21 protein-coding genes are annotated in these 24,450 nt (G+C 43.6%); 11 read left to right on the forward strand and 10 right to left on the reverse strand.

Going from position 1 to position 24,450, the window contains the following annotated elements; all coding sequences use genetic code 11:
- Window positions 1–556: 556 nt before the first annotated feature.
- Both F6K49_RS09300 and ovoA read right to left on the reverse strand, forming a co-directional pair.
- Window positions 557–1,705, reverse strand: coding sequence for a choloylglycine hydrolase family protein (locus tag F6K49_RS09300; protein ID WP_293070945.1), 1,149 nt, complete (start codon window positions 1,703–1,705; stop codon window positions 557–559).
- A gap of 1,900 nt (window positions 1,706–3,605) precedes the next feature.
- Window positions 3,606–4,958, reverse strand: coding sequence for a 5-histidylcysteine sulfoxide synthase (gene ovoA / locus F6K49_RS09305; RefSeq protein WP_293096056.1), 1,353 nt, complete (start codon window positions 4,956–4,958; stop codon window positions 3,606–3,608).
- Window positions 4,959–4,993: 35 nt separating this feature from the next.
- Between ovoA and F6K49_RS09310 the strand changes: the two genes are divergently transcribed.
- A complete protein-coding gene (locus F6K49_RS09310; RefSeq protein WP_293047089.1) occupies window positions 4,994–5,116 on the forward strand; it encodes a hypothetical protein in 123 nt (40 codons plus the stop codon).
- 74 nt (window positions 5,117–5,190) lie between these two features.
- Here F6K49_RS09310 and egtD read toward each other — a convergent pair whose 3' ends face one another.
- The 4 genes from egtD to F6K49_RS09330 form a co-directional block, all read right to left on the reverse strand.
- The gene (egtD, locus tag F6K49_RS09315; protein ID WP_293096059.1) at window positions 5,191–6,222 is read right to left on the reverse strand and encodes an L-histidine N(alpha)-methyltransferase; all 1,032 of its coding nucleotides are present in this window, start codon (window positions 6,220–6,222) and stop codon (window positions 5,191–5,193) included.
- Between the two features lie 96 nt (window positions 6,223–6,318).
- Window positions 6,319–7,542, reverse strand: a complete 1,224-nt coding sequence (locus F6K49_RS09320) for an RNA-guided endonuclease TnpB family protein (RefSeq protein WP_075904509.1) — start codon at window positions 7,540–7,542, stop codon at window positions 6,319–6,321.
- Window positions 7,543–8,563: 1,021 nt separating this feature from the next.
- Window positions 8,564–8,818: a hypothetical protein gene (locus tag F6K49_RS09325; protein WP_293086371.1), complete on the reverse strand. Its 255-nt coding sequence runs from the start codon at window positions 8,816–8,818 to the stop codon at window positions 8,564–8,566.
- A 23-nt stretch (window positions 8,819–8,841) separates the two neighbouring features.
- The gene (locus F6K49_RS09330; protein WP_293096063.1) at window positions 8,842–9,552 is read right to left on the reverse strand and encodes a hypothetical protein; all 711 of its coding nucleotides are present in this window, start codon (window positions 9,550–9,552) and stop codon (window positions 8,842–8,844) included.
- A 151-nt stretch (window positions 9,553–9,703) separates the two neighbouring features.
- Between F6K49_RS09330 and F6K49_RS09335 the strand changes: the two genes are divergently transcribed.
- The 3 genes from F6K49_RS09335 to F6K49_RS09345 all read left to right on the forward strand — a co-directional run bounded on the left by F6K49_RS09335 (window position 9,704) and on the right by F6K49_RS09345 (window position 12,187).
- Window positions 9,704–10,498 (forward strand): class I SAM-dependent methyltransferase, encoded by a 795-nt coding sequence (locus F6K49_RS09335; protein ID WP_293096066.1) that lies wholly within the window; start codon window positions 9,704–9,706, stop codon window positions 10,496–10,498.
- 96 nt (window positions 10,499–10,594) lie between these two features.
- Window positions 10,595–11,197, forward strand: a complete 603-nt coding sequence (locus tag F6K49_RS09340; protein WP_293024634.1) for a class I SAM-dependent methyltransferase — start codon at window positions 10,595–10,597, stop codon at window positions 11,195–11,197.
- A gap of 495 nt (window positions 11,198–11,692) precedes the next feature.
- Complete coding sequence (locus F6K49_RS09345; RefSeq protein ID WP_293096069.1) at window positions 11,693–12,187, forward strand: DUF427 domain-containing protein; 495 nt, start codon at window positions 11,693–11,695, stop codon at window positions 12,185–12,187.
- Window positions 12,188–12,315: 128 nt separating this feature from the next.
- On the opposite strand, the gene hemH is transcribed toward F6K49_RS09345, so the two are convergent.
- The gene (hemH, locus tag F6K49_RS09350) at window positions 12,316–13,479 is read right to left on the reverse strand and encodes a ferrochelatase (RefSeq protein WP_293096072.1); all 1,164 of its coding nucleotides are present in this window, start codon (window positions 13,477–13,479) and stop codon (window positions 12,316–12,318) included.
- 107 nt (window positions 13,480–13,586) lie between these two features.
- Here hemH and F6K49_RS09355 point away from each other — a divergent pair, with 107 nt between their 5' ends.
- Complete coding sequence (locus F6K49_RS09355; RefSeq protein WP_293024640.1) at window positions 13,587–14,213, forward strand: methyltransferase domain-containing protein; 627 nt, start codon at window positions 13,587–13,589, stop codon at window positions 14,211–14,213.
- A 151-nt stretch (window positions 14,214–14,364) separates the two neighbouring features.
- On the opposite strand, the gene msrP is transcribed toward F6K49_RS09355, so the two are convergent.
- The gene (msrP, locus tag F6K49_RS09360) at window positions 14,365–15,351 is read right to left on the reverse strand and encodes a protein-methionine-sulfoxide reductase catalytic subunit MsrP (RefSeq protein ID WP_293096077.1); all 987 of its coding nucleotides are present in this window, start codon (window positions 15,349–15,351) and stop codon (window positions 14,365–14,367) included.
- A 369-nt stretch (window positions 15,352–15,720) separates the two neighbouring features.
- Between msrP and F6K49_RS09365 the strand changes: the two genes are divergently transcribed.
- A complete protein-coding gene (locus tag F6K49_RS09365) occupies window positions 15,721–16,095 on the forward strand; it encodes a hypothetical protein (RefSeq protein WP_293082920.1) in 375 nt (124 codons plus the stop codon).
- 21 nt (window positions 16,096–16,116) lie between these two features.
- Here F6K49_RS09365 and pdxA read toward each other — a convergent pair whose 3' ends face one another.
- Window positions 16,117–17,217 carry a 4-hydroxythreonine-4-phosphate dehydrogenase PdxA gene (pdxA, locus tag F6K49_RS09370; RefSeq protein ID WP_293096081.1) on the reverse strand — a complete coding sequence of 367 codons (1,101 nt, stop codon included), beginning with the start codon at window positions 17,215–17,217 and terminating at the stop codon, window positions 16,117–16,119.
- A 161-nt stretch (window positions 17,218–17,378) separates the two neighbouring features.
- Between pdxA and F6K49_RS09375 the strand changes: the two genes are divergently transcribed.
- From F6K49_RS09375 to F6K49_RS09390, 4 genes are all read left to right on the forward strand, one after another.
- Window positions 17,379–17,483 carry a PetM family cytochrome b6-f complex subunit 7 gene (locus tag F6K49_RS09375; protein WP_063747919.1) on the forward strand — a complete coding sequence of 35 codons (105 nt, stop codon included), beginning with the start codon at window positions 17,379–17,381 and terminating at the stop codon, window positions 17,481–17,483.
- Window positions 17,484–17,705: 222 nt separating this feature from the next.
- Window positions 17,706–18,683 (forward strand): SDR family oxidoreductase, encoded by a 978-nt coding sequence (locus tag F6K49_RS09380; protein WP_293096083.1) that lies wholly within the window; start codon window positions 17,706–17,708, stop codon window positions 18,681–18,683.
- Between the two features lie 208 nt (window positions 18,684–18,891).
- A complete protein-coding gene (locus F6K49_RS09385) occupies window positions 18,892–19,809 on the forward strand; it encodes an NAD(+) kinase (protein ID WP_293042272.1) in 918 nt (305 codons plus the stop codon).
- A gap of 194 nt (window positions 19,810–20,003) precedes the next feature.
- Entirely contained in the window at window positions 20,004–21,644 is a 1,641-nt protein-coding gene (locus F6K49_RS09390) for a hypothetical protein (RefSeq protein ID WP_293042238.1), read from the forward strand.
- 53 nt (window positions 21,645–21,697) lie between these two features.
- Here F6K49_RS09390 and purM read toward each other — a convergent pair whose 3' ends face one another.
- On the reverse strand, window positions 21,698–22,738 hold the full coding sequence (purM, locus tag F6K49_RS09395; protein ID WP_075904478.1) for a phosphoribosylformylglycinamidine cyclo-ligase: 1,041 nt from the start codon (window positions 22,736–22,738) through the stop codon (window positions 21,698–21,700).
- Between the two features lie 553 nt (window positions 22,739–23,291).
- Here purM and F6K49_RS09400 point away from each other — a divergent pair.
- Complete coding sequence (locus F6K49_RS09400) at window positions 23,292–24,374, forward strand: septal ring lytic transglycosylase RlpA family protein (protein WP_293024654.1); 1,083 nt, start codon at window positions 23,292–23,294, stop codon at window positions 24,372–24,374.
- Window positions 24,375–24,450: the final 76 nt, after the last annotated feature.

Here is a 24,450-nt window from a genome sequence, read left to right on the forward strand (position 1 = left end):
TATGATTGTCTTTTCGGTATTAAATAGTTCAATTGTTCTATTTTAGCGCAAGCCTTATCCTACAAGGTTTAGTGCGAGTTTACGAATCAGCTCTAAGTATTAAAATCCGGTGTACGTGGTAATTCAAGGGTTTTTGTAATCATCAGTAGATTCTGTAAATTATCTAGGGTTTGCTGAAAAAGTCTTTTGGTATTGGTAGGAGTCAGGAGTTAGGAGTCAGGAGTTAGGAGAAATGGGAATTATATAGGAGGTAGTCGGAAGACAAGTCCGATGATTTTTCTGCTCTTGTCTGCCCAAAAGGCTAAGTTATTGAGCTTTTTCGACCGAAAAGCTGGCACTTTTTTCGACCCAACAAGGCTAAAACCTTTATCTGTCAATGCTTTGAGAGTTAATCAGCAAGCCCTATCTAGACAGCCTGGGAGCTATTTACTAAACTCCAGTGTCAAGATACGGCAATCGCAGTATCTTGAATAAAAGAAGCGATTGCATCAAATTTAGGACTACCAGCAGTTCTTCCAGGGGACAAGTCTTGGGGATAGGTTAATCTAAACTCTAGTTAGGATGAAACGCTCTCCTTTCCAGGAGTCCGATCCTCGATATTCTGTTCCTTCTGCAGATCAAGGGGGAACGTCTGCACATCACTAATAGTTTCAAAGTCTAAGCTGCCAACATCAATCTTGCGGACTTGACGGTTGTGTTGAGTATGGTAATAGGTTACCTTGTTTGTGAGATCCTGAGCCGTTGTCCAAAGGGTTGAACTCCGCATACCTGATTTGTCTAGATCTTCACCTTCAGATCCCTCGGATGCTCCGAGCGGAACATTAAAATTATCAAGTATACGAAACAATTCATACATCGTCTCAAGTCCGTCACTGGTTGGTCTTGCAGTTTGAGTAAAAGCAACAGCACGGATCAAACGTGATGGAGGTGTAAAATCTCCTGGAAGCCCAATCATTCCACTACCGCTACCTAATGGGCTAAAATTAATTGAGCCAATCTCCTGATCTGGAAGAGCTACAGCAGAGAGATTGACATAATTTCGTAAATTAGTGATATGCCAGTCGTATGTTGGGGCGTTAGTAATAACCCCTAGTTCCGCATCAAAGATTTGTGGTTTGCCTTGTAACCATTCAATGACGATCTGTTCACCCGAAGGATCGCTGACCATCAAGTGAATTGGTGCAGGTATCTCAAGAGCTGGTTCAACAACGTTGACCACTACGATCTGGTTTATTGCCTGACGAACATCATCTAATGTGGCACAGGTGGAAAGAAGATAGTTGGCAACATCGGTCGGTGCCATTGACTTGTCTGCGATGATTGAATCATAATCTATATATTCAGCGAAACCTGGATGATAAAAGACTCCGGCAGTTAATCCCTTTTCATTCATACCATCAAAGACAATTGGCTGATTTAGACCATCTATTCCTACTACTCCATATTTGCCAGTCCACTGTATACCAGGCAAATGGACATTCTTATCGTTAGAGAGTTCCGTAACAAACTCGTGGCCTCTGGGCAGGATCAATATTCGAGATTCTATATCAAAGACACCCCATTCCAGTGTTCGACCATAGACCATAGCACCGTCTTCTGCTGTTAGGGTGATACCTGTGCAAGCATAAGCAACAGGCATTAGGCTAATTAAACAAAACATAAAGGCTAAAGCCAATGTCAGCACTCTTGATTTTATGTTTTTCATCACTCAGCTAATTTTTGATGCTGTACACAATAAGTTATACTTTTTTTCCTGTGAAGAAGGCAACGAGTAATTATGCCTAATTTTTCCATTCTACTGAAGTTTAGACTAACCTACTTCCCCAGGGCTATTTCATTCTAAATAGGTTTTTGAGTGTGTTTTGGCTAAAGCCAGCCCGACGCTGGGCTTGAGCCATATTTTGAAAACCATTGTCCCGATATAAATTCAGAGGCAAAGTTGCGTGCCAGTGCCCAAATTTGTAAGCCTAGGTGGGGTACGAATCCGTGAAGCATCTTCCCCTTGAGTTACCGATACGGACATAATGCACTTTGTTCTCCACTCCCCAATAGCCTCGAATCCGTTTGGCAAAAGCGTCAGCCGTATCGATAAATGAGGCAACAAAGAGCGCGAGTTTCGTGGGAAACTTCAATCAGAGAAGCCCGATAGATTCGACGTTCACCACTCCACTCGAATCAGGGTGCTCAGTCGTGGTAAAATCGGCGTTGCTGAATCATGAAATGGTTTCACCTGAAAGGGGGATTTTATGATATTTTCAATAATAAATAAGAAGCCTAATTTATAATTCCAACATTTCTAATGATTTAGAATAGCAAAGAGTGCGTCGATGTAGTCTAGCCAAATAATGTTTTAATCTCATATTTTCATTTTATATTCTAGTCATATAAGTTGTCTTAGTTAAATGATCAATATCATCAAGAAATATTTTATAGACAACATATTTATCAGTAACATACCAAAAGCTATGCCAACATTGTCTTGATGCAGTCGCTCATGGTTTGAATTTACCGTAAGATAGTGGAGCCTTATTAAAAAATATTTAACCCTTTTCTGCATAACCTGCTAACTATAAAGGCTCCACTATCTAAGGTTTTGTCTCCGGGGGAAACCCCCAAGACCGCGCTGCATCGCTTTACGCTCTTCCAAAGCTTTTTAAAAGTTTCCGAACTCCGGTCACCAACTATAAAGTTTAAAATTCCGGGATAGCGCTTGTTAGCTGCGGTCCTTTGAAGTTACCGTAAGAGAGTGGCTAGAAGTTTCCGTAGAGAAGGGTAGCCTTTATAGTTGGTCGGCTGTGAGTAAAAGGGTTAAGTCTTGTTTAGTAAGGCTACCCTTCTCAAGGATTCAGCTCCGGCCTTTATAGAGACAGGTTATGGGTAATAGTTTGAAGTTATCTGAAATAAGGCCGGAGATGAAACCTTAGAATAAAGAAGCCTTTATAGGCGAAAGGCTATGGGTAAAAGGGATAAAACTCATGGAATAAGGCTTCTTTATTCTTACGGTAACTTCAAACCACTCTCTAAGGTTTCGTCTCACACCCAAACCTTGTTTTTTTTTAACAAAGGTTTGTAGCACATCTATTTCAGTAATTTCAGGGATTTATGAGCGTGAAACATACATCTTTTAAGCGTAAACTAATTTTTTTTACCCAACCTATTATGGTGGTATGGTGAACACCAGTCACTCTTTATATGGCTCTAAAGCCCATGCCATTTAGATACATTTTTAAGCATAGCAATTTAGTTTTTTCATCGTAACCACGCTCAGTTTTAACCTCTATAAATTGTCGTCCACATTCGTTGCATTTATATCTTTGTTTTCCTCTTTGATGACCATATTTATGAGTTTTATTGCTATGACATCTAGGGCATTCCATGGTTTTATTTTTAGTATACCATTTTTGGGTTCAGCAACGCCGGAAAATCAGGTATACCATCAAGTTGATCACGCTTTACTGACGGTGCGTTATTTTTGCGGTAACTTCTGACCCGGTTTAAAAACACGGGGTTTTGGCTTGGGTAATTCCAGAAAATGGCAAAAATAGCGGTTTTATCACCAAAAATTCCTATTTTTGGGAGATGTGGCGATTTACCGAGGGAGGATGTCAAGAAGCCGCAATTCTAAACCCAGCATGTTGATAGAAGTAGGGACGGAACCAGTTACGATAGAATGTGGATGCTTCTGTTCCAGTAGTCACCCAAGCACCACCAAGCATCATGTTATGTTGGGTATCAAAGAAGGGAGCAGAATAATCTTCATAGAGCCGATGGGGCTTGAATCCTGGTAGCGGCTTGAAGTCATCACTCAGCCACTCCCATACATTCCCCCGCAAGTCATAGAGTCCAGCAGGACTTCTAGCAGTTTCTAACATACCCACTGGGCTAGGTGAGCCAAACTTGAGATTTAGATTGTAATCCTGTATCGCAAAGGGGTCTTGCTTTAGAGTCGTGCTACTTTCATCCCTGCCAGCAGTAGCAAGATTCCACTCCGCTTCACTCATCAAACGAATCCCTTGCCCCTTCCAACGACAGTAAGCCATAGCTTCATGGTGATTCACTTCAACCGGCCAATCGAGAGGAAGGTCAATCTCGTCAAACATGGCTCGATACTTGTAGCCACTATTAGTAGGTATCCAGAATTTAGGGTGCTTGATATTATAGGTTGTCTTCCACATCCAGGATTCTTTATCCCAGTAATCTGGATTATCGTAGCCATTATCATTCACAAACTCCAGAAATTCTCCGTTGGTAATCAGATACTCACTGGCTAAAAGCGGTTTAACCTCCACCGAACGATTGCCATATTCACTATCCCAGCCATAGGTAGGATAATCTTCTGGTTTACCAAGTTCTACCGAACCCCCAGAAACTTGGAGCATTTCATTCTTGGAAACCTTGCCATTAGAAACAGCATAATTCCAGCTGTCAGGACGTTCAAGCCGCTCTACAGGCAGTTGTCGGATCAGCATCGAAGAGGTTTCAAAGTGCGTGCGACTGTGTTCAATTCCCATCATCAGCGCCCAAAGAGGATGATTTTGATGAATTGGCAGATTCAGAGGAGTCTTTTCGATAGTTTCTATAACCACCCCATACACTTGATCTCGATAGCGCCAAACCTCTTCCACTGTCGGCCAGTGGATATCTTTGGTTGCTTGATCGAGTTCTTCAGGAGTTTCCGGGTCCACACCAATCTCAAACAGGATTTCATAGTTAGGATTAATGGGTTTATCTAATAACCCAACCCCAAGGAATTTATTGATGTAGAAAACAGCCGAGTGACCCAAATAGAAAATCAGACGGTTTCTTAATGGGTCGGGACTCATATAGAATGTTTCTTCACCAACCAGACTTTTCATCAGAACATCTTCGAGTTCCCATGAATTCTTAAAGTAATTGATAATGGTTTCGCGACTGCAGCTGTCAAGGCGAGGGAATTGAGTAGATTCGAGAGTATCCATGGTTTGAGTGCCAAATATTATTCTTAAACTTAGGGGTGTCTATATTCAGCGGTCAGCGGTCAGTGGTCAGTGGTCAGTGGTCAGCGGTCAGTAGTCAGCGGTCAGCGGTCAGCAGTCAGTGGTCAGCGGTCAGCGGTCAGTGGTCAGCTAAAGGCTGATAACTGATAGCTGTTCGCGTAGCGTGCGCGTAGCGCGTAGCGCTTAAGCTGATAGCTGATAGCTTACAGGTCGATTACACACCCTGTATCTGACACAGGAGTAAACCAAACCATTGCTTGGTATCAGTCCAAGCCTGAACTGTGTTTAGTCCCCGACCTTTTAGATAGTGCTGCATCTGCTCCAAATTGAATTTGCGAGAAATTTCTGTAAGGATGCTTTCTCCTGCTTGGAAATCAACGGTTAAATCCAGGCTGGCTAAGCGCACAACATGGGTTTCCTGGCAATGTAAATACATCTCAATCTGACTTTCTGATTGATTATAAATCGCCTGATGGGTAAAGCGATCGAGGTCAAAATTTCCTTGGAAACGCCAGTTCAGATGTGCTAGCATATTCAGGTTAAATGCCCCATTAACCCCCTGACTATCGTTATAGGCAGCTTCCAGAATCTCCTTGGGTTTTTGTAAGTCAATGCCCAGCAAAAAGTAATCTCCTGGTGCTAGTAAACCTGTCATTTTATCAAAAAAGCGATCGCACTGTTCAGGAGCAAAATTCCCCAAGCTACTACCCAAAAAGAAAACCATCCGTCTAGGTAATGGTGTTGGAGTTAATTGGCTCAGGGCGTGTTCATAGGTTCCCACCTGACCCTGAACCTTTAACTTGGGATAATCCAACAACAGCTGCTTGGCACTCTCTTCAAGAATCTCCCCACTGACATCAATAGGAACATAGCGCAACGGATATCCCTGGTTTTCATAGGCATCCAACAACAAGCGAGTCTTGGTAGAACTGCCACTACCCAGCTCCACCAATTCGCAAGCTCCCGTAAATTGGGCTACTTCTACAGCATACTGTTGTAATATTTCTGCCTCTGTGCGGGTGGGATAATATTCCGGTAATTCGCAGATTTGCTCAAATAATTGGGAGCCTTTTTCATCGTAAAAGTAACGAGGTGGCAAAGATTTCGGCCTTTGGGTTAATCCTCGAATGATATCTTTGCCATCATCTGTTGCAGTAGGCAGGTTGGCACTCCCGAGATAGTTAATTCCTAGGCGATCCTCACTGAATCTCAGATTCTTTGTGGTCTCTTGAAAAGTTGTTGACATAATACTCTTTTAAATTTAGTTTGCCAAAAACAGTTTTCCAAAAACAGTACATTTATACTGCGTGAACTACCCCGACCTACTTGGCCTATGGCCACGCTACGCGAACGTAGAGGTCGGGGCTTCCAGTTTCACAGAAGAATGCCTTAACTTGGACGGACGTCCGCGTCTTGGTCTTACTTCTTCTCCGCTGGCGTTGACCTCCCCCGTCCCAGAGGAGGATAGCATCCTGATCCCTTCTGCTCTAATATTTTTTGCCGCATTACCATCTCTATCGTGGTGAGTTCCACAACTTGGACAAACCCAAGACCTGACATCAAGTGGCAACTCTTTGATTTGGTAATGACAATTAGAACAGGTTTTAGAGCTGGGGAACCACCGGTTTATCTCCACCAATACCTTTCCTTCTTTTTCGCACTTATAAGATAGAAAATTTACAAAGGTTCCCCAACCTAGATCAGAAATTGCTTTAGCTAGTTTATGGTTACGAACCATGCCCTTGACGTTTAGGTTTTCGACTACCACTACTTGATTATGATCCACTATCTTTCTAGATAGTTTGTGCAGGTAGTCTTGGCGGACATTTCCAATCCGTTCGTATACCTTAGCTACAATCTTTCTGGCCTTTATGCATCTATTGCTTCCTTTTTTCTTTCGGGTGGCAATCCGTTGTTTTTTGGCCAGTTTATTTTCGTACTTGACTAAATGTTTAGGGTTAGCAAATTTAGAGATATTTTCGCCATCGTAGGTTATAGCAAAATCCTTGATACCCAAATCAATCCCGATTGTTTTCCCATCCTTGGACACCTTTGAGCTACTATAATCATATTCCATCAGCACAGAGGCGTAGTATTTCCCAGAAGGAGTCTTACTGACTGTAACAGTCTTGATTTCCCCGTCCAGCGGGCGATGAATTACTGCCTTTACAACTCCCAGTTTTCCAGGGAATTTAAGACAATCGCCCACTTGCTTGACTTTTTGAGGATACTGAATTGATTGGCGATGATGATAGGACTTGAATCTAGGGTATTTTGCCCTACCCTCAAAAAAATTTTGATATGCACGACTAAGATTGAGACTCACAGATTGCAAGACTTGAGAGTAACAATCTTTTAGCCATTCAGTTTCTTTTTCTTTTTTGAGTTTTGGCAACATAGAGTTAAGCGCAGATTGTTTTAGCCCTTTGCCAGTCTCTTGGTAAGTTTCTATACACTGATTTAGAGCATAATTCCACCACCATCGAGCACATCCAAAATGCTGAGCAAGAATCTGAATCTGCTCTTGAGTGGGATAAATCCTGACTTTGACAGCTTTATGTTTCACTGCGCTTGCCTCTGTTATCGACCTCTGTTACTATTATATAGATTTTGCAGTAATACGTCAAGTTTTAGGCTTTTCAATATAAGTGATCGTATCGCTATCCATCCCCACCGTGAAAGACGGTGGGGAATTCCGCGAGTTTTGTTAAGACATGATCTGATTAGCACCGGTTAAGAGTACCATAATTTTTACCAGTTTTGAATAGCTCTTACTTTGGACAGCGAACCCAGGGAGCTATACTTTGTCGATTCTGAGGCCAGGACAAATCCATCTAAAAATAAATCTAAATTATTTTGACAACTAAGTAATAGTGTGATATGTAATCATCAAAGTTAACTTGAGCACCAAATATGAGATAATGAATTCATCACTAATTTTTATAAGTTGAGTTGTCTGACACATGAAAAACGGCGTCTTAATGCAAAGCGCGAGTGGGTGAAACCCCCGTAAGACATAACCGGAGGATGGGGGAGCCTTGTATTGATGCACTTAAAATTAGATAGATTAATCACGAAAAATAAAAATAGATGACATTAACAAATGATAGTTTTACCGATGGGTTTTCTGATTCAGTAGGTACCCTGCTGACTGCCTGACACATCTTGGAAAATGGCAGTCATCAAGGGGTGCAGTGCTTCGAGCGAATACGAGTAAACCAGATTCGGTCGTAGTAATGCTGCTCAGCCTTCAAAGAAGCAAAGCTTGGTTGCGGGTCGCGGGGTAACTTGAACACAGGGGTTAACAATTGGCGTCCAATGTTCGTGAACCCCCTTGAGCCAGCGTAGACCTATTTTGAGATAACTGATGCCTCGCCGCCAATGGGGATTGACCTTTGGTCACGCTACGCGAACAACTTGTTGACGCAAGCGGTGCAAGTTGTACGGCCAGACAAAGAGTAGTGCTGTTTTGGAGAGCGAAAGCGGCCACTAAGTATAAGCGTTCGAGAGCTTCGGGGGAGTTAATCCGAGAATCTTCCAGTTCATTTGCTCCTGATTTGCTACCCTTGAAACAACTCTTCGACTCCTTACCGCTCTGCGTATTGCCACAAGGAAATCAAAGTAGGAGATTCATCAGTAATAACTGCCCAGGGTTCTTTGACACCTTTGACAGTAGCCAGTACCAAGTTACAATGATACAAACCATCTTCCCACAAGCCTACATTGTGATAGAATGCCGCTTCTCCTAAGGTCGGCCAAAGATAACTCAATTCAAGGGGATAGCGGCGGGGGCCATGGAGCAGTAAATCACGCTCGGAGCCGTAGGCAGTAATGCCAACCACTGGCTTGCAACCAACTCATCAGGTTATGATTGGCTTGCGCCTCGATCCGCTAACAGCATCACATCGGGGTGATACGTTACGAACCACCGGGCTTTCCGCAACAGTGGTTTGTACTCCCGGAACTTTACAGTGGCGCTGCTATGTTCTAGCACCCGCCAGAACAGAGGCACTGCTCGACCACAACAAATTACACATAAATGAATCATACAGTAGCGATTCCATAATACTGTGGTGTCTAAGGCTAAATAGAGACGATGATTTTGCCAGCCTCTCAAGGCTACCAGTACCAAAGGTACATAGAGCGCTTCTACCCTAATTCGGTTGTTGACAAGAAATCTACTCCAACGACGTTCCACACTCATCGCTTTTTGGGCGCGGCATTGAACGTAAGGCTCCCAAGCGGGTAAGCTAAGCTGACCACTACAGATCAGGCCGCTAACCATCCAGGCTTCGACTTTGAGGTGACGCAAATCGCAGTAGTTACTATATTGACGCAGGAGGTCCAATAGTTGACTATAGAGACGGGTAGAGTTTGACATCAGAAAAGGCTGTTTTTGTAGTAACTCTAGCAACTCAAGCCACTCTACCCTTTTTGACTCAAAACCTTGTCCCCAGCACCAAGGGTGCTCCGGCAAACAGTTGAAGATCTCGATAGCCCTTGGATTGTCGGTAGCGATTCGGGCAAAGCCCGACGCTACGCGAACACCAACGAATCCTAGTCCGAGTGCGGGCATAAGCTGAGCTTTTAAAGATCCCGTTCTTGTAGGCTTTCGAGAACTTCTGTCAGGCAGTCAGGGTACCCTGGAGAGCCTGCAGAAATCTGCGATCGCATACTTATTCTCAGATCCAAGACTACAGATAGTCAAACTCAACGACCAAGAATATATGGATTGCCAAATTGCCTATCGCAGTCAGCAGAACGAACAAGAGATGATGCTTGAAGCCACACTTCAGGCTATAGACGATAAGATGTCTTCACAAGAAGATTACAGCATCCTTAGCATCGGTTGTGGGAGCGGATTGTTTGAGAAACCTTTTTTGGAAAAGCTTCTTTCTCTAAACAAAACTATCCATTTCGTCGGCATTGATCCCAACGAAGCCGAATGTGTAAAAGCACAAGAATGGTGTGATAAAATCAGGATATATCACACCGATAAATTTAATTTTAAAATTAATACTGTTGGATTTGAATCTTTTCAATCACGTCAAGGTTTTGATATCATACTGTTAATTCATTCCCTTTACTACTTTTCTGACATTAAAACCTTATTTCGGAAAATTTACGAACTTAGCCGGGAAGGAGGAATGGTAATTTTAGGGGTAGCTAAAAGACAGTTACTGAATGAACCTTTTTACCATGCAACTCAGCGACTATACGGAAAATATCCGTGGTTTAGCGATGATGTAAAGCAACTCCTAACTGAAAGCAATTTACCGTTTCGTCAAGAAAAAATTGATTTTACAACAAACATTACAAAATGTTTTGACAAAGAGTCTGAGTTGGGGAAACAGTTACTAAATTTTATAGTTGGTGCCAACACGGAATTTTTTTCACCCTTACAATTGCGATTGCTCCTAGACTACTTTGGCACGAGTTCGCAAAAGATGGAGGGGGGAGAAATAATGCTTCCACACTCCGTAATTTTATTTTATATTGAAAAACAAAGGGTATCCGCTTAAAGTGGTAAAACTCTAACGGGACGGTGGGCCGCTCCACCATCCCGCCTTAAGTTAGTTAGTAGCCAAAATAAAACATATCCTACATCTGAAACAGCCATGAAACAAAACACTGACAATCTCAATCCTTCTCAAGACTACTATCAAAAAAGTAATCTAGATCTAGACTCTTGGTTCAAAATTACTTTGATAGATTACGAAGAGCTTGTTAATAGTCATCGATTTTTAAAAATAATCGATTCATTTGGAAGTGATACGATAAAACTTTTAGATATAGGTTGTGGAACAGGAGTTTTACCAGATTTATTAGATAAAAAAATTGATAGTGAACTCAAGCTATCATCTGATTTGCTAGATGTTTCAGACTATTGTCTGAATCAATGTAGTTCAGTGTTCAATCAATTAAAACACTTTCAGGCAAATCAAGGGTTCTTATCTTCTACAGAAACTATTGAAACAGCAATTCCCAAAAGTAGCTACTACGATCTTATTTGGGCAATTCATTCATTTTATACTGTAGACATTAATAAAATTCAGGATATCCTACAGCATATTAGGACATTGCTCAAACCCAGTGGTATTTTTTTGATGTATCAAGCAAGTTCAGATTCTTGTTACCATCAATTATATAATTTTTATCTAAAAAAATACGAACAGCCGAATAACTATAGAAGATTTATAACAGCAGAAGATATCCAATAAAACTTAGATTTACTCGAATTGCAGTACGATGTGATCGATTTTGATTATAACCATGAAATTGATTGTGAATATCGAGATTTGCTAGAAGCTTATTTAAAACAATGTATCCTTAATAATTATGTTGATGTACTTTCCTTATTTAAAGAAAAATTATTACAGTATTTGAATCCAAAAACTAATCAATTTAGCTTTAAGCAAAAAACAAAACTGATAATTGTTAAAAAACACTAATTCAATAACTAACCATTCACGAACATCATTAACAATAGGTAAATAGCTAAAAACATCATAGTAGAGATATGAAAAAAATTTTTAATTTATGTTTTGAGGTAGAATTTTTTATAAACGTTGATCCCCCCTACCAAAAAGTCTGGAATTATCTCCCCTGTAGCTTCTCTGGGGAAGATCACCATGAAGTTGTCTAAATAACTTATAGGATAACGTTAAGTAGAAAAGCCAACTTTTAAAACCAAGTTTGAAAACCAAAGATAAGTCATGAGACCAACTCCTATCCCTCCAAAGCCAGGTCAAGAATCGGTTTGGGATTACCCCCGTCCCGCCCGATGGGAAGACACTAGCAAGCACATCAAGGTGATTTTTAATGGTACAATTCTGGCTGAAACCAGGCAAGCGAAGAGGGTGTTAGAAACTAGTCATCCTCCCAGTTATTACATCCCCCGAGAAGACATCAAGCTTGAACATCTGATCGAAACACCTCGTAAAACTTTTTGCGAGTGGAAAGGCTGGGCTTGTTATTACAAGGTTTTGGTAGGTGAAAAAGAAGCAAATAATGCCGTTTGGTGTTTCTTCGATCCAACTCCTGATTTTGTCCCGATTAAGGGATATTGTTGCTTTTATGCTCGTCTGATGGATGCCTGCTATGTAGATGATGAGTTAGTCACTCCCCAGCCTGGTGAATTTTATGGTGGCTGGATCACTAAGGATATTGTTGGACCTTTCAAGGGAGAACCAGGAACAATGGGTTGGTAGACGGGTTGGTAGATTGGGTAAATAGTGGTTTACTTTTGAGAGCAGTCGAGGGGGACGATTACTTGCCCCCCTCCCAATTAGATCTGATAGATCTAGACGTGCCCGTTTCGGTTCTAACCTGAAGAAATTTACAACAACCCAGCAAAATGTAGCGGTCCAGTACCACTAATCAACTCCAACAGTAAAGCAATAAACCCAATCATAGCCAGACGACCATTCCAAACTTCTGCTGCTGTAGTCATGCCCCACTCCCACCGCTCGGGAGGGTAAATTTTGACTGTCTTTGGCGGACGAATGACCTCGGAGAGTTCACGGCTGGGTGATTCGAGAGCGTCAACTACCAAATTTGTCAAAGACTCAATAAATAGGGGATGGGTATTGAGGGCTGGTACCCGCTCAAACTGCTTAATCCCTGATTCTTCTGCTATTTCTCGATACTCAATGTCGATTTCTTGGAGGGTTTCAATATGTTCCGATACAAAACTAATCGGGACTACCAGCAACTCTTGAGTATTGTTAGCTCCGAGTTCTTGCAACGCATCTTCGGTGTAGGGTTGAAGCCATTCTACCGGACCAACCCGACTTTGATAGGCCAGAGTATGGGGATTGGGGCGGTTGAGGGTTTTCATAATTAAGGAAGTGCAATCCTCAATTTCTTGCTGGTAGGGGTCTCCAGCTTCTGTGACATAGCTGATGGGTACACCGTGAGCACTGAAGAAGATATGAACTTGATCAGGATTAGAAAACTTATCGAGTTCCTGAGCAATTAAATCAGCCATGGCTTGTAGGTATTGTGGCTGCTGGTACCAGGAGGGAATGACTGTGTGTTCAATCTTGCTCAGGTCTGGGTCTTCTTTCCACAGACTTTCTAGCAGACGGAAGCTAGAACCACTGGTGCTGATGGAAAACTGGGGATAAAGCGGTAAAATAACTAAGCGTTCGATACCATCGGCTTTGATGGTTGCGATCGCTTCTTCAGTGAAAGGATGCCAGTAACGCATTCCCACATAGACACTGACCTCTTGCCCTTTTGTTTGCAAATGTTCCTGGAGGGCTTGAGCCTGGGCGTCTGTAATCTTCCTTAGAGGGGAACCACCACCAATTTGCTTGTAGTTCTCCTGGGAGATCTTAGCACGCTTAGTGGAGATTAGCCAAGCCAGGGGTTTTTGCAGCCACGGAAAAGGCAGGCGAATAATTTCCGGGTCAGAAAACAGGTTGAATAGAAAGGGACGAACATCCTTTAACTGATCTGGCCCACCTAGATTAAGCAATAATACCCCAACACGACCCATAGTTAACACAGCTTCCCATAACTTTCATATTTGTTACTCATTTTAACAATATATTTTTTAACTTAAATTTGCAACAAGAAACACAGATCTTTACTAAGGAGTGAGTAGTGGCAACAGTTCTTAGAGCTTGGAGTTATCAGTACCAATGGCTGTATGATAGTATTTCCCGGATCGCGGCTTTGAGCGTAGGTGGAGAGAGACGATTCCGCCAGCTACCGTTACAGGGCTTAACAATTCATTCAGGAACCAAAGTGCTAGATCTATGTTGCGGCAGTGGTCAGGCCACCCAGTTCTTGGTGGAATTGTCTGAGCATGTCACAGGCTTAGATATTTCTCCACTATCCCTAGAGCGAGCACAACGGAATGTTCCCCAAGCCAACTATGTAGAGGGTTTGGCTGAACAGATGCCCTTTCCAGATGCTCAATTTGATATAGTTCACACCAGCGCCGCACTCCATGAAATGACCCCTGAGGTGTTGCAGCAGATTATTCAGGAGGTTCACCGGGTGCTTAAACCAGGAGGAGTGTTTACCCTGGTGGATTTGCACAAGCCAACTAATGTTTTGTTTTGGCCAGGGTTAGCGGTATTTATGTGGTTGTTTGAGACCGAGACAGCTTGGCAATTACTAGAGACTGACTTGGTCAAGGGGCTTGAGCAAGTGGGGTTTAAGGTATGCGATCGCTCTTTGCACGCAGGTGGTAGTTTACAGGTGATTCAGGTGACGAAAGCGTAAAGGCCGACAGTAACCAAAAAACCTACCCGAAGGGAAGGCCAAGGGCGAACAACCTTCAACCTTCAACCTTTAACCTTCAACCTTCAACCTTCAACCTTTAACCTTCAACCTCCCCTGCACCCAACGCCAAAGGCTAACAACCAAATAACCTTCAACTATATAATCCACCTACATATTCCCCATAACCGTTGTAAGGTAGGGTGGGTCGTCTGTCCCAGGATAAGTTTGGACCGCTACTGATGAATTTTTCTGTAGCTTGTGACCATCTGGGGTGAGGCTTATTGGGGTTAACATTTGCCTCAAAGTCATATTCATAGGAATTAATAGTATTCCAGTAAGTAGCTGGCTGGTTAGCTAAAAACTCCACTTTGACTATAGATTTTGCTCCTTTAAAACCATATTTCCAGGGCACTACCATGCGAATAGGAGCACCATGTTGCTTGGGTAATAGATGACCATAAATACCAATAGCAAAAAATGCTAGTTCGTTAGCCATTTCCTCAACACGTAAACCTTCCGTATAAGGCCAAGGTAAGGAACCAAGGTGTATGCCTGGACCAATAGTAATTTTGCGGTCATAATAGGAGGTAAATCGCACAAATTTAGCCTCTGAAGTAGGTTCTACTGCTTTGATCAGCGCTTTCATCGGAAATCCGATCCAGGGTAGCACCATTGACCACGCCTCTACACAGCGGAAGCGATAGATCCGCTCTTCGATCGGAAATTTAGTTTGGAGATCATCTAGGTCATAGGTTTGGGGATTTTTGACTAATCCGGTTACCTCTACCTTCCAGTCTTTGGTTGGTAAATTTTGCGCTGCTTGCCAGATCGATTTACTGCCGCCAAATTCATAAAAATTGTTGTACTGTCCAGCGAGCTCCTCATCAGTGATCGGTCTGTCAACACTGGCAAAAGCTGGATTGGTTGCTAAGGATTTGAACTTGGGTTGATTTAGGGTTTCCCAAAGAGCTTTGTCTGAGGCAGAGGAACCTTGACAACCAAGAATTGATAGCATTCCAGTGCCTAGGCTGGCACCAACTAAATTTTTGATAAAGCGACGTCGGTTAAAATAAGCCGTTTCTGAGGTGACTTGTTGCTCTGGCAGTTCCCAGGACTTTGGTACACGAATGATGGTCATAAAGTAAGTGATATTGTTGACGGTGAGCTTTTAGCAGTCAGCCTAAACAGGCTAGTCGAGCTTATAGCTGGCAAGGGTAGCTTTTCAAGTAGTGCCTTGACTGATAGCGTGGGTTAAAACCTTAAGGTAAGCATTCAGCTATCATCCGCGTAGCGTGACCATAGGCCAAGGCCAAAGCTTACCTCTTTTATTGAAAAGCTGATAGCTGATAGCTGATAGCTTAAGTTATGCTTGTACAAAGTTATAGTTAAAATTACTACCGCTTATTTTTTTTATAAGGATGTATTCGGATGCCAGATTAATGTCAAGACTACTAAAATAAAAATAAATAAATAAAATAAGGTAAATAAAAAAACCAGGAGAAAGCTGATGATCCGTAAAACAATAGTTATAGTAGGAATCGGCTGGATAGCTGTGGGATTGGTACCTCTTGCTTATGCTCAGTCAGGAGCGCAGTCTAGTGAGCCAAGCGGTTCAGTAACCCTGTCTGGTGACACCCTCCGCCAAGTTAATGGTCGCACGGTCTCAGACGATTATGGCACCTTTTTCCCAACATCACTAGAGCTAGAGGAAACGGAAGGCTTAGGTAACAATTTACAGCCTAAGTTCAAGGTTGGCTCAAGGGACAATGTAGACATAGTTTTTGGGGATGTCATCCAGCAGGAAGAACTTAATGTGTTTCCTCAATCCTCAACTACTCGCAATACTCAAAAAGTCCAGTTGGCGGTTCCACTTAGAGAGTAAAGGTTGAGTACAAGGCAAGTTCTAACCACTGATAGCTAAAGGGTTACTCAACCTCTGGTTCACCAGTTCAGTAGCCAGGCTAATTGCAGCCTTCATGCTAGTAGCGTTAGCAATGCCAAGACCAGCAATATCAAACGCTGTGCCATGATCAGGAGAAGTGCGCACAAACGGTAAACCGATGGTAGTATTGATCGCTCGGTCAAATGCCATAAGTTTGACAGGAATTAAGCCCTGGTCATGATAAAGTGCCAAATAAGCATCATAAGCATCATCAGCGTACTGCTGATGGTTGCCGTACCAAGCCTGACCAGGTTTTACCCAAAGAGTGTCAGGAGGTACTGGTCCATCTAATTGGATAGTCGGGCGTTGCTGGCGCTCTTGCTCTAGCCAGGGAATCAACCAATCTTGTTCTTCACAACCTAGCTGACCCTGCTCACCACTATGAGGATTTAACCCAGAAATCGCGATTCGAGGTTTCTTGATGCCAAAATCCCTACCCAAGCAGGCTATCAGTAAGTCTAGTTTACTCGCCATCAATAGTGGGGTTAAGGTGTTTGGTACTTGACTTAAGGGAATATGTGTGGTAGCTAAAAGTGTACGTAGCACCCAACCACTATGGGGCGATCGCGCTACGAACAGCATCCCAAATTGTTTGACACCAGAATACTGGGCTAGCACTTCAGTTTGACCAGGATAATCATGTCCTGCCGCTTTCCAGAGAGACTTGGCAATGGGTGCGGTCACAATACCATCAAACTGACCACGTTGGGTGAGTGCGATCGCATTTTCGAGATACACAAAACTAAGAGCACCACTAGCCGCATTACCAACACCTGGGGTGATTTGAGGCCGTTGTCCATAATCCAACTCAATGTCAAGGATTGATAATGTCTCTGGGGAAGCTAAAGTAGCTACATCTTCAACCCCCTGCTGACGTAGCTGGGTGTAAGCCCCATTCAAGAGGTACCGACTGCCAATCACCGTTATCTCACAATTGCTAGTGACTTGGGAATCTGCCAATGCCTTGAGGACAACTTCTGGTCCAATGCCTGCTGGATCTCCCAAGGTCACCGCTAACCGAGGAAGCCTTGGTGGTGAGTTAAGTTTTCCTGTCAAAGACATCTTCTGATGGTTTGTTGACAAGTCTGACATCATTCCTCAACACTCCCGGATCCTAACCCCTTTGCTGAAATAGTCTTGCTCAGGATTTCCATAGGATTGCTATATTTTGGCACCCTAGTCATGATACCTTGTAACAAAAGTACATAGGAGATCATAAAACAATGGGTACAGAAATTTTCAATGCAGCATTTTTGTCCTTCACCTTGATTCTTGTGGGTTTGGGCTTAGGCTTCTTATTACTCAAAATCCAGGGAGTGTCAGAATAGTTTCTAGTGAATGGGTTATGGGGTAACGGCTGTGGGGTTTGGTCAAGAATTCTTTCACAGTTTTCTTCCAAATCCATGACTGATGCTGTCTAACGCCTCAACCCATTCTCCCACACCCCTCACCGTGGGCAAAGCCTATTGAATACCAGAAACATGAGATATCGACAAAATTTCTGATATAATCTTATAGAAACTTAAAGATTCCTTACTAAAATTACTATAATGAACTTGTTGGTCGTCGGTGCAACTGGCACCTTAGGAAGACAGGTGGTTCGTCGTGCACTGGACGAGGATCATCAGGTACGCTGTCTTGTACGCAGTCCACGAAAAGCCTCTTTCCTAAAAGAATGGGGAGCAGAACTAGTACAAGGAGACCTCTGTGTTCCAGAAACCCTGCCAAAAGCCCTGGAAGGGATCACAGCTGTCATTGATGCGGCAACATCGAGACCAACAGATTCTCTGACCATCAGACAGGTAGACTGGGAAGGAAAAGTTGCCCTAATTCAAGCTTCTGTGGCTGCTGGTATAGAAAGATATGTCTTTTTCTCAATTCTGGGAAGTGAGAATTTTCCTCATGTCCCACTGATGGAAATAAAACACTGTACAGAACTATTTCTGGCAGAATCAGGATTGCCACACACAATCTTGAAACCGAGTGGCTTTATGCAAGGCTTAATTGGTCAGTATGCGATCCCGATTTTGGATGGACAGGCGGTTTGGATTACAGGAGAAACCTCTCCCATCGCCTATATGAACACCCAGGATATTGCTAAGTTTGGCATTCGTGCTCTTGAAGTTCCAGAAACAGTAAATCAGACATTCCCGGTGGTGGGAACCAGAGCCTTTAGTACCTACGAAATCATTAACCTGTGTGAGCGGTTGTCCGGTAAAGATGCTAAAATAGCCCGACTCCCAATAAATTTTTTGCGGGGTATGCGGCGATTCGTGAGATTTTTTCAGTGGGGGTGGAATGTGGCAGATCGGCTTGCCTTTACTGAGGTGCTAGTGAGCGGGAAACCTCTAGATGCACCGATGGATAAGGTATACGAGGTATTTGGCCTAGACCCTAAGGAAACCACAACTTTGGAAGAATATCTGCAAGAATACTTTAACCGGATTATGAATAAGCTCAAAGAAATCGATTACGAGAAAGCTAAAAAGAAGTCTAAGAAGAGGACTCCTTTTAAATCTAAATCCTAGATATTTCCTGGAAAGATGCAGCGAGGTCTTGGGGAGCCAGTGGTGCAAAAGTTGGTCTCAACGGGGCTTCCAAGGTGCTGATGGCAGCGTGACCACACAGCCGGTCCCCATAGGGCGACTGCATCAAGACATTACCTGATTAAATGACAATTGTCTATGATGTTCCAGATAATTTATTTCAAGTAGTTCAAGACGGGGACTGGTGAGTATACCAAAAGCAGGCATTATCTACAACGACCTTAAACCAATGGCTTGTAGCGTTGCTGAAGAGTTGCACAACCAATTGAGGACTGCGGGTTGGGAAGTGTGTATGGCGACAGGGGTTGGGGGAATTCTGGGTTATTCGAGTCCTCAATCACCAGTGTGTCATACACCAATGGACAAACTAGCCCCCCCTGGTTTTGATGACCAGATGGCTTTCGCAATTGTATTGGGGGGAGATGGTACAGTACTAGCGGCTTTTCGCCAAGTGGCTCCCCAAGGGATCCCTTTGCTAACGGTGAATACAGGTCACATGGGTTTCTTAACAGAGACCTATGTCAATCAGTTGCCTTCTGTCTTGGAACAGGTCATGGCAGAAGAGTATGTTATAGAAGAACGGTCGATGCTTTCTGTGCAGATCCTGCGAGATGAGAGGATTTGGTGGGAGGCACTTTGTTTAAATGAAATGGTATTGCACCGGGAACCGTTGACGAGTATGTGCCATTTTGAGGTACAAATAGGACATCACGCACCAGTGGATATTGCCGCTGATGGTATAATAGTATCAACACCCACTGGCTCTACTGCCTATTCTCTAAGTGCTGGAGGACCAGTATTAACTCCTGAGGTGCCGGTGTTGCAACTTTTGCCCATCTGTCCCCATTCTTTGGCATCTCGGGCATTAGTCTTTGCCGACACAGAGCAATTAACCATTTTTCCCGCTACTCCCAATTCGATGGTGATGGTAGTTGATGGCAATGGTGGTTGCTACGTAATACCAGAAGATAAAATAAAAGTTAAGCGATCGCCTTACTCCGCTCGATTTATCCGTTTGCAAGCACCAGAGTTTTTCAGAGTTTTGCGAGAAAAGTTAGGGTGGGGGTTGCCGCACATTGCTAAACCGACCTCTGTGGAGTTGCCTTAGAGTTTACATCCATGTAACCAGAAAATGTAGTTTCTGGTGGTGTGTGGTGGTGTCCGATATCCATAATATTTAATCGGTGAAACGCAACTTTGGATCAGGGGGGCTTGTGCAACCTTTGCCCCGGTAAGATAGGAGTATCCACCAGCAACTGGCTATTCACGGTCGGTACTTAGGCAATCAACCCAAACTATTCTATGTCTGCTTTGAATCGCAATACTCGTCGTCGGCTCAATAAATTACAACAGACTTCCAGTGTGTGGGAGGGAGACCGCCGTCCCCTGTCAGTTATTGGTAACAATCATCAACAGCCGGATGGTGAGGGTCATAATGATTGCATTCTTTGGGTGGATGGCTCGGAAGGCATTGTCAGGGCAATGGATTTAGTATCACCAACCATGGGACCAGAAGCGATTGTTCGTGCCCTTATGCAAGCCATGGAACATCCCCAAAGCCCCGCCAGACCAGCACGACCCTCAAAGATTGTTGTTCGTAATCGAGAAATTCAGTTCTTTTTGCGAGGTGTCCTTCAAGGGTTAGACATTGGCATTGATTATGTACCCAATTTACCCTTGATTGACGAACTGTTTCGGGGATTTGAGGAAATGGCGGCTACTCGACAACCCCAGCTACCACCTAAGTATGCCGACCTACTTATAGAAAAAGCCTATGAAATTTGGCATGAAGCTGCTTGGGAAGTAGTGGCTGATCATCAGATTATCTCAATTGAATTAAATCGCTGGGATGTGGAAACCCTATACGTCTCAGTAATGGGTATGCTGGGTATGGAGTACGGGGTACTACTATATCGCTCCTGGGATTCCCTGAAACGGTTCCGATCATCAGTGCTGGCAGATGACTCGTGGGAAAAGATGGAACAAGCTTTCTTAGGGCAAGATTGTTTGTTTTTAACCTTTGGGCGGTTTGGTGATGATACCGAAGATGAGGATGAAGAGGATGATATAGATTTAGCTGATTTGCCAGTATCTGAGATTGTACCTGGCTTTGGTACAGTCCATCCCTTGGAAGGAATGCGACCTTATATTTATGAAGAAGAAGCGATCGCAATTTATGTTGCCCTAGAAGCGATTCAGCGATTTGTTCACCATTACCATGAGGAATTAGATGACGAAAACTTACCCAAGATTAGTAAGCGCTACCGCATCCCGGTACCCCTAGAACCAAAATCTACTGTTAACGTTAAAGTTAACACCCATCCTGACCTGGCGGATGAGTTGTTAGAGATGGCAATTGAGTCCGAGGAAGATGATTTCGATTCAGAGTCGATGACCATACCCTTACGGGATGACCTTGTGCCAAAGGATGCTTTCCTCAAGCTGGGCATGATGTCTTGGGAAGCAATAGAATCTATTCGCTCTGGTGTCAAATCCTATCAGTCTCAGAATATAAAGGCAATCGGGGAAGGCATGCCAGTTATTTTGATTCAAACCACCCGACCAAAGGCACAAGTGTTGATAGAGCAGATCGAGACCGCTGGTGGACTCAAAGGGATTTGCTTTAATTCAGGGGAAGACCCCTTTGAGGGCACACGCTACGACCTCGGCATTATCCAAACAGAAAACAGCAGTCTTTATTTGTTAGGAGAGTTTTCTGAAACCGATACCAACCATGCTGCTGCCCGCCAGCAGTGGGAGGAGGGTTGTGAAAATCAGGGATATTGTGGTTTAGTTATTGCCAGAGGTCTAGCAGGAGCATCTCGGGGTAATCCCAAGCCTCGTGACATGATGGCATTGTTTGAAGCGCGATCGCTCTCCACTACAGATTTGGGAATAGCAATCCTCAAGGCAGAACCCTCAATAACTGAGCCACCCTTCTGACCTTCTGATTGAGAGCATGATTGAGAGACTCCCCACCCAGAAGCCTGATCCGATCACGGGATAAGTAGACCAACAACACCACCATCCCCTGGGATTACTTCACCAATTTTACATGCATTTACCTGCTGTGAATTAAACGATGTTAGGGTTTCCTCAACCTGCTGTTGAGGAACAATCAGCACAAAACCAATCCCCATATTATAGGTATCAAACATTGCCTGAGGACTAACCTGACCTGTGTGAGCTAGCCACTGAAAAATTGGTGGAATCACCCAGCTGTTGGGATAAATCTGGACGGATTGTCCAGCACCCAGGCAACGAGGGAGGTTTTCTGGGATACCGCCGCCGGTAATGTGAGCCATACCGTGAATCTCGATACCAGCCCTACGAGCATCAAGTACCGGTTTCACGTAAATCTGAGTTGGTGTCAACAATTCCTCCCCTAAGCTTTTACCAGCTAACAATTCCGGAGTTATGTCCCAGGAAAGAGCGTTGTCTGGGGAATCCTGAACAATTTTCCGGATCAGACTAAAACCATTGCTGTGGACGCCCTGACTGGCCAAACCAATTGCCACATCTCCAATTTGCACTTGGGAACCGTCCAACATACGGCTCTTTTCCACAATTCCTACACAAAACCCTGCTAGGTCATACTCGGCGAGTTCGTAGAAACCAGGCATTTCTGCAGTTTCCCCTCCTAGTAAAGCACACCCAGCCAGACGACAACCTTGGGCAATACCGGCAACAACCTGAGTCAGTTGTTGTTGATTGAGCTTGCCAGTTGCTAAATAATCCAAGAAAAACAGGGGTTCCGCACCAACAGTCAAGACATCGTTGACGCACATGGCTACCAAATCCATGCCAACGGTGTCATGGCGGTTAAGGTCTTGAGCCAATTTGAGTTTAGTACCAACTCCATCAGTTCCAGATACCAACACTGGCTCAGTATATCCCACTGGCAGCTGAAAGCAACCACTAAAGCCACCCAGTCCACCTAATACTTCCGAACGGTGGGTACTTTTTACCAGGCTACGGATTTGCTTAACAAATCCTCGACCTGCCTCAATATCAACACCAGCGTCTCGATAATCCATGGGAACACACAAATGCTTTTGAGCTAGAAATGCAGGATGTATTTTACAGCGTAGCGTCGATCAAGACCTAGGGGGCAAATAGGGTCAGATCAGTAGTGTGTTGAGGAAGGCCGTGGTCAGCGCCGTGGTCAGCGCCCTTCATTACCAGAATTGCTTGCACCTAGTCTGTATTAAAGTTTACTTTAGGTCGGAAATTTGGTGAAGCTGATTCATTAGTTATTTCGCAGATCTTGATGGAATTGATAAGAATTAACTATTATTGACTTGACTTCACAAAAACTTCATAAAACCTCTAACCACTAATATAACTTAGTTTGTGGTGAATTTACAACAGTCGTTTTTGACAAGTTATTAGTAACCGCTTCATGAAATGGGGATTCCACCATCAGAAACTTCATGGTATTCTGTTTCAGGTTTTTAGTTAAATCACTAATAACCATTTGTGAGGAAATAACCATTTGTGAGGAGTTAATGGGCAAGTTGAAGTTATGTTACTGCGTTTGTTGCAGCACCATAATGCCTAAAACTGCCAATTATCTTAGACTACAGACCTATGAATCAAAAAATTTGGGGTGGCATTACCGTTTCTGTGCTAACAACAGTTCTCGGTGCAACAATATCAACTCCTGTCTCATCCGCTGAGACAGTTACTCAGACTGTGACCAGAAATTCTGATACCCAACTGGCACAAGAATTGCCATCTAGCGTAACTGCAGCAATAGAAAAACTACCAGCTCAGCCAACACCAGAGTTTCAATTTGCTGAGTTTCCAGAGCAACTGAGAACTGCTAAACCTGATGAAATCATTACCAATATTTATGCTTATCAACTGGCAGGACGTCAGGCAGCTACACTGTATGTCCGTAGTATTCCTGTTCTGACTTTCCTAGGTTCACAGGAAATCAATGCTGACCCTAGCAAAGACAGAGTTGCTACTGAGGTTGAAAAGATAGCAACTCCGTCTTCTGTTGCCCCAGGCAACGCTACGATATCGGATGCTAATGGGTCAGAAAATGACTCAATTCGGCGGGCTCAAGTGGTTGCTGCTCGGATCAATGAACTTCATCGCAACAATGTCAATGCTGAGTCAATCACTGTCCGTTGGAATGGTTCCTACAAAAGCTACAGCATCCAAGTCAATGGGGAAGAATTAGTCCAAGTTGATCAGAATACAATTCTGCCAGATACCACTAAAGACCTGGCTGAAGATGCTCTACAAGCTACTAATCGATTGCGACGGCTGATCGGTTACGCTTCCCCTCTCAAAGAAATTGCCGACTTACCGCCAGCACCAAAACCACGAAGAGTACAGAAAGTAGCTAGGAGTACCACTCGGCGAGTAAGAAGTCAGATGAGGGGTATGGCTTCTTGGTATGGTCCGGGTTTCCATGGCCGCCGCACTGCCAGTGGTGAGCGATTTAATCAATACGCCCTGACTGCTGCTCATCGTACCTTGCGGTTTGGGACTAGGGTGCGGGTGACTAACATGAGAAATGGTCGCTCCGTGATTGTGCGAATTAATGACCGTGGACCCCACAGCAGGAGTCGGCTCATTGACCTTTCCAGGGGCGCAGCCCGAGTTATTGGACTTGAAAGATCCGGCACTGCTGCTGTGCGTCTAGAGGTTTTATATTAATTTCACGGCAATGGCTAATGGCTAATGGGTAATGGCTAATAGTAATCCAATTCCCAATTACCCATTACCAAAGGTG

The organism is Moorena sp. SIO3I6, assembly GCF_010672095.1.

What these genes read in the sequence shown, in the direction of transcription:
- F6K49_RS09300 (WP_293070945.1), bottom strand. Translation starts at nt 1,705, where the DNA reads ATGAAAAACATAAAATCAAGAGTGCTGACATTGGCTTTAGCCTTTATG.
- ovoA (WP_293096056.1), bottom strand. Translation starts at nt 4,958, where the DNA reads ATGGATACTCTCGAATCTACTCAATTCCCTCGCCTTGACAGCTGCAGT.
- egtD (WP_293096059.1), bottom strand. Translation starts at nt 6,222, where the DNA reads ATGTCAACAACTTTTCAAGAGACCACAAAGAATCTGAGATTCAGTGAG.
- F6K49_RS09330 (WP_293096063.1), bottom strand. Translation starts at nt 9,552, where the DNA reads ATGCCCGCACTCGGACTAGGATTCGTTGGTGTTCGCGTAGCGTCGGGC.
- F6K49_RS09335 (WP_293096066.1), top strand. Translation starts at nt 9,704, where the DNA reads ATGGATTGCCAAATTGCCTATCGCAGTCAGCAGAACGAACAAGAGATG.
- F6K49_RS09340 (WP_293024634.1), top strand. Translation starts at nt 10,595, where the DNA reads ATGAAACAAAACACTGACAATCTCAATCCTTCTCAAGACTACTATCAA.
- F6K49_RS09345 (WP_293096069.1), top strand. Translation starts at nt 11,693, where the DNA reads ATGAGACCAACTCCTATCCCTCCAAAGCCAGGTCAAGAATCGGTTTGG.
- hemH (WP_293096072.1), bottom strand. Translation starts at nt 13,479, where the DNA reads ATGGGTCGTGTTGGGGTATTATTGCTTAATCTAGGTGGGCCAGATCAG.
- msrP (WP_293096077.1), bottom strand. Translation starts at nt 15,351, where the DNA reads ATGACCATCATTCGTGTACCAAAGTCCTGGGAACTGCCAGAGCAACAA.
- F6K49_RS09365 (WP_293082920.1), top strand. Translation starts at nt 15,721, where the DNA reads ATGATCCGTAAAACAATAGTTATAGTAGGAATCGGCTGGATAGCTGTG.
- pdxA (WP_293096081.1), bottom strand. Translation starts at nt 17,217, where the DNA reads ATGTCTTTGACAGGAAAACTTAACTCACCACCAAGGCTTCCTCGGTTA.
- F6K49_RS09375 (WP_063747919.1), top strand. Translation starts at nt 17,379, where the DNA reads ATGGGTACAGAAATTTTCAATGCAGCATTTTTGTCCTTCACCTTGATT.
- F6K49_RS09380 (WP_293096083.1), top strand. Translation starts at nt 17,706, where the DNA reads ATGAACTTGTTGGTCGTCGGTGCAACTGGCACCTTAGGAAGACAGGTG.
- F6K49_RS09390 (WP_293042238.1), top strand. Translation starts at nt 20,004, where the DNA reads ATGTCTGCTTTGAATCGCAATACTCGTCGTCGGCTCAATAAATTACAA.
- purM (WP_075904478.1), bottom strand. Translation starts at nt 22,738, where the DNA reads ATGGATTATCGAGACGCTGGTGTTGATATTGAGGCAGGTCGAGGATTT.
- F6K49_RS09400 (WP_293024654.1), top strand. Translation starts at nt 23,292, where the DNA reads ATGAATCAAAAAATTTGGGGTGGCATTACCGTTTCTGTGCTAACAACA.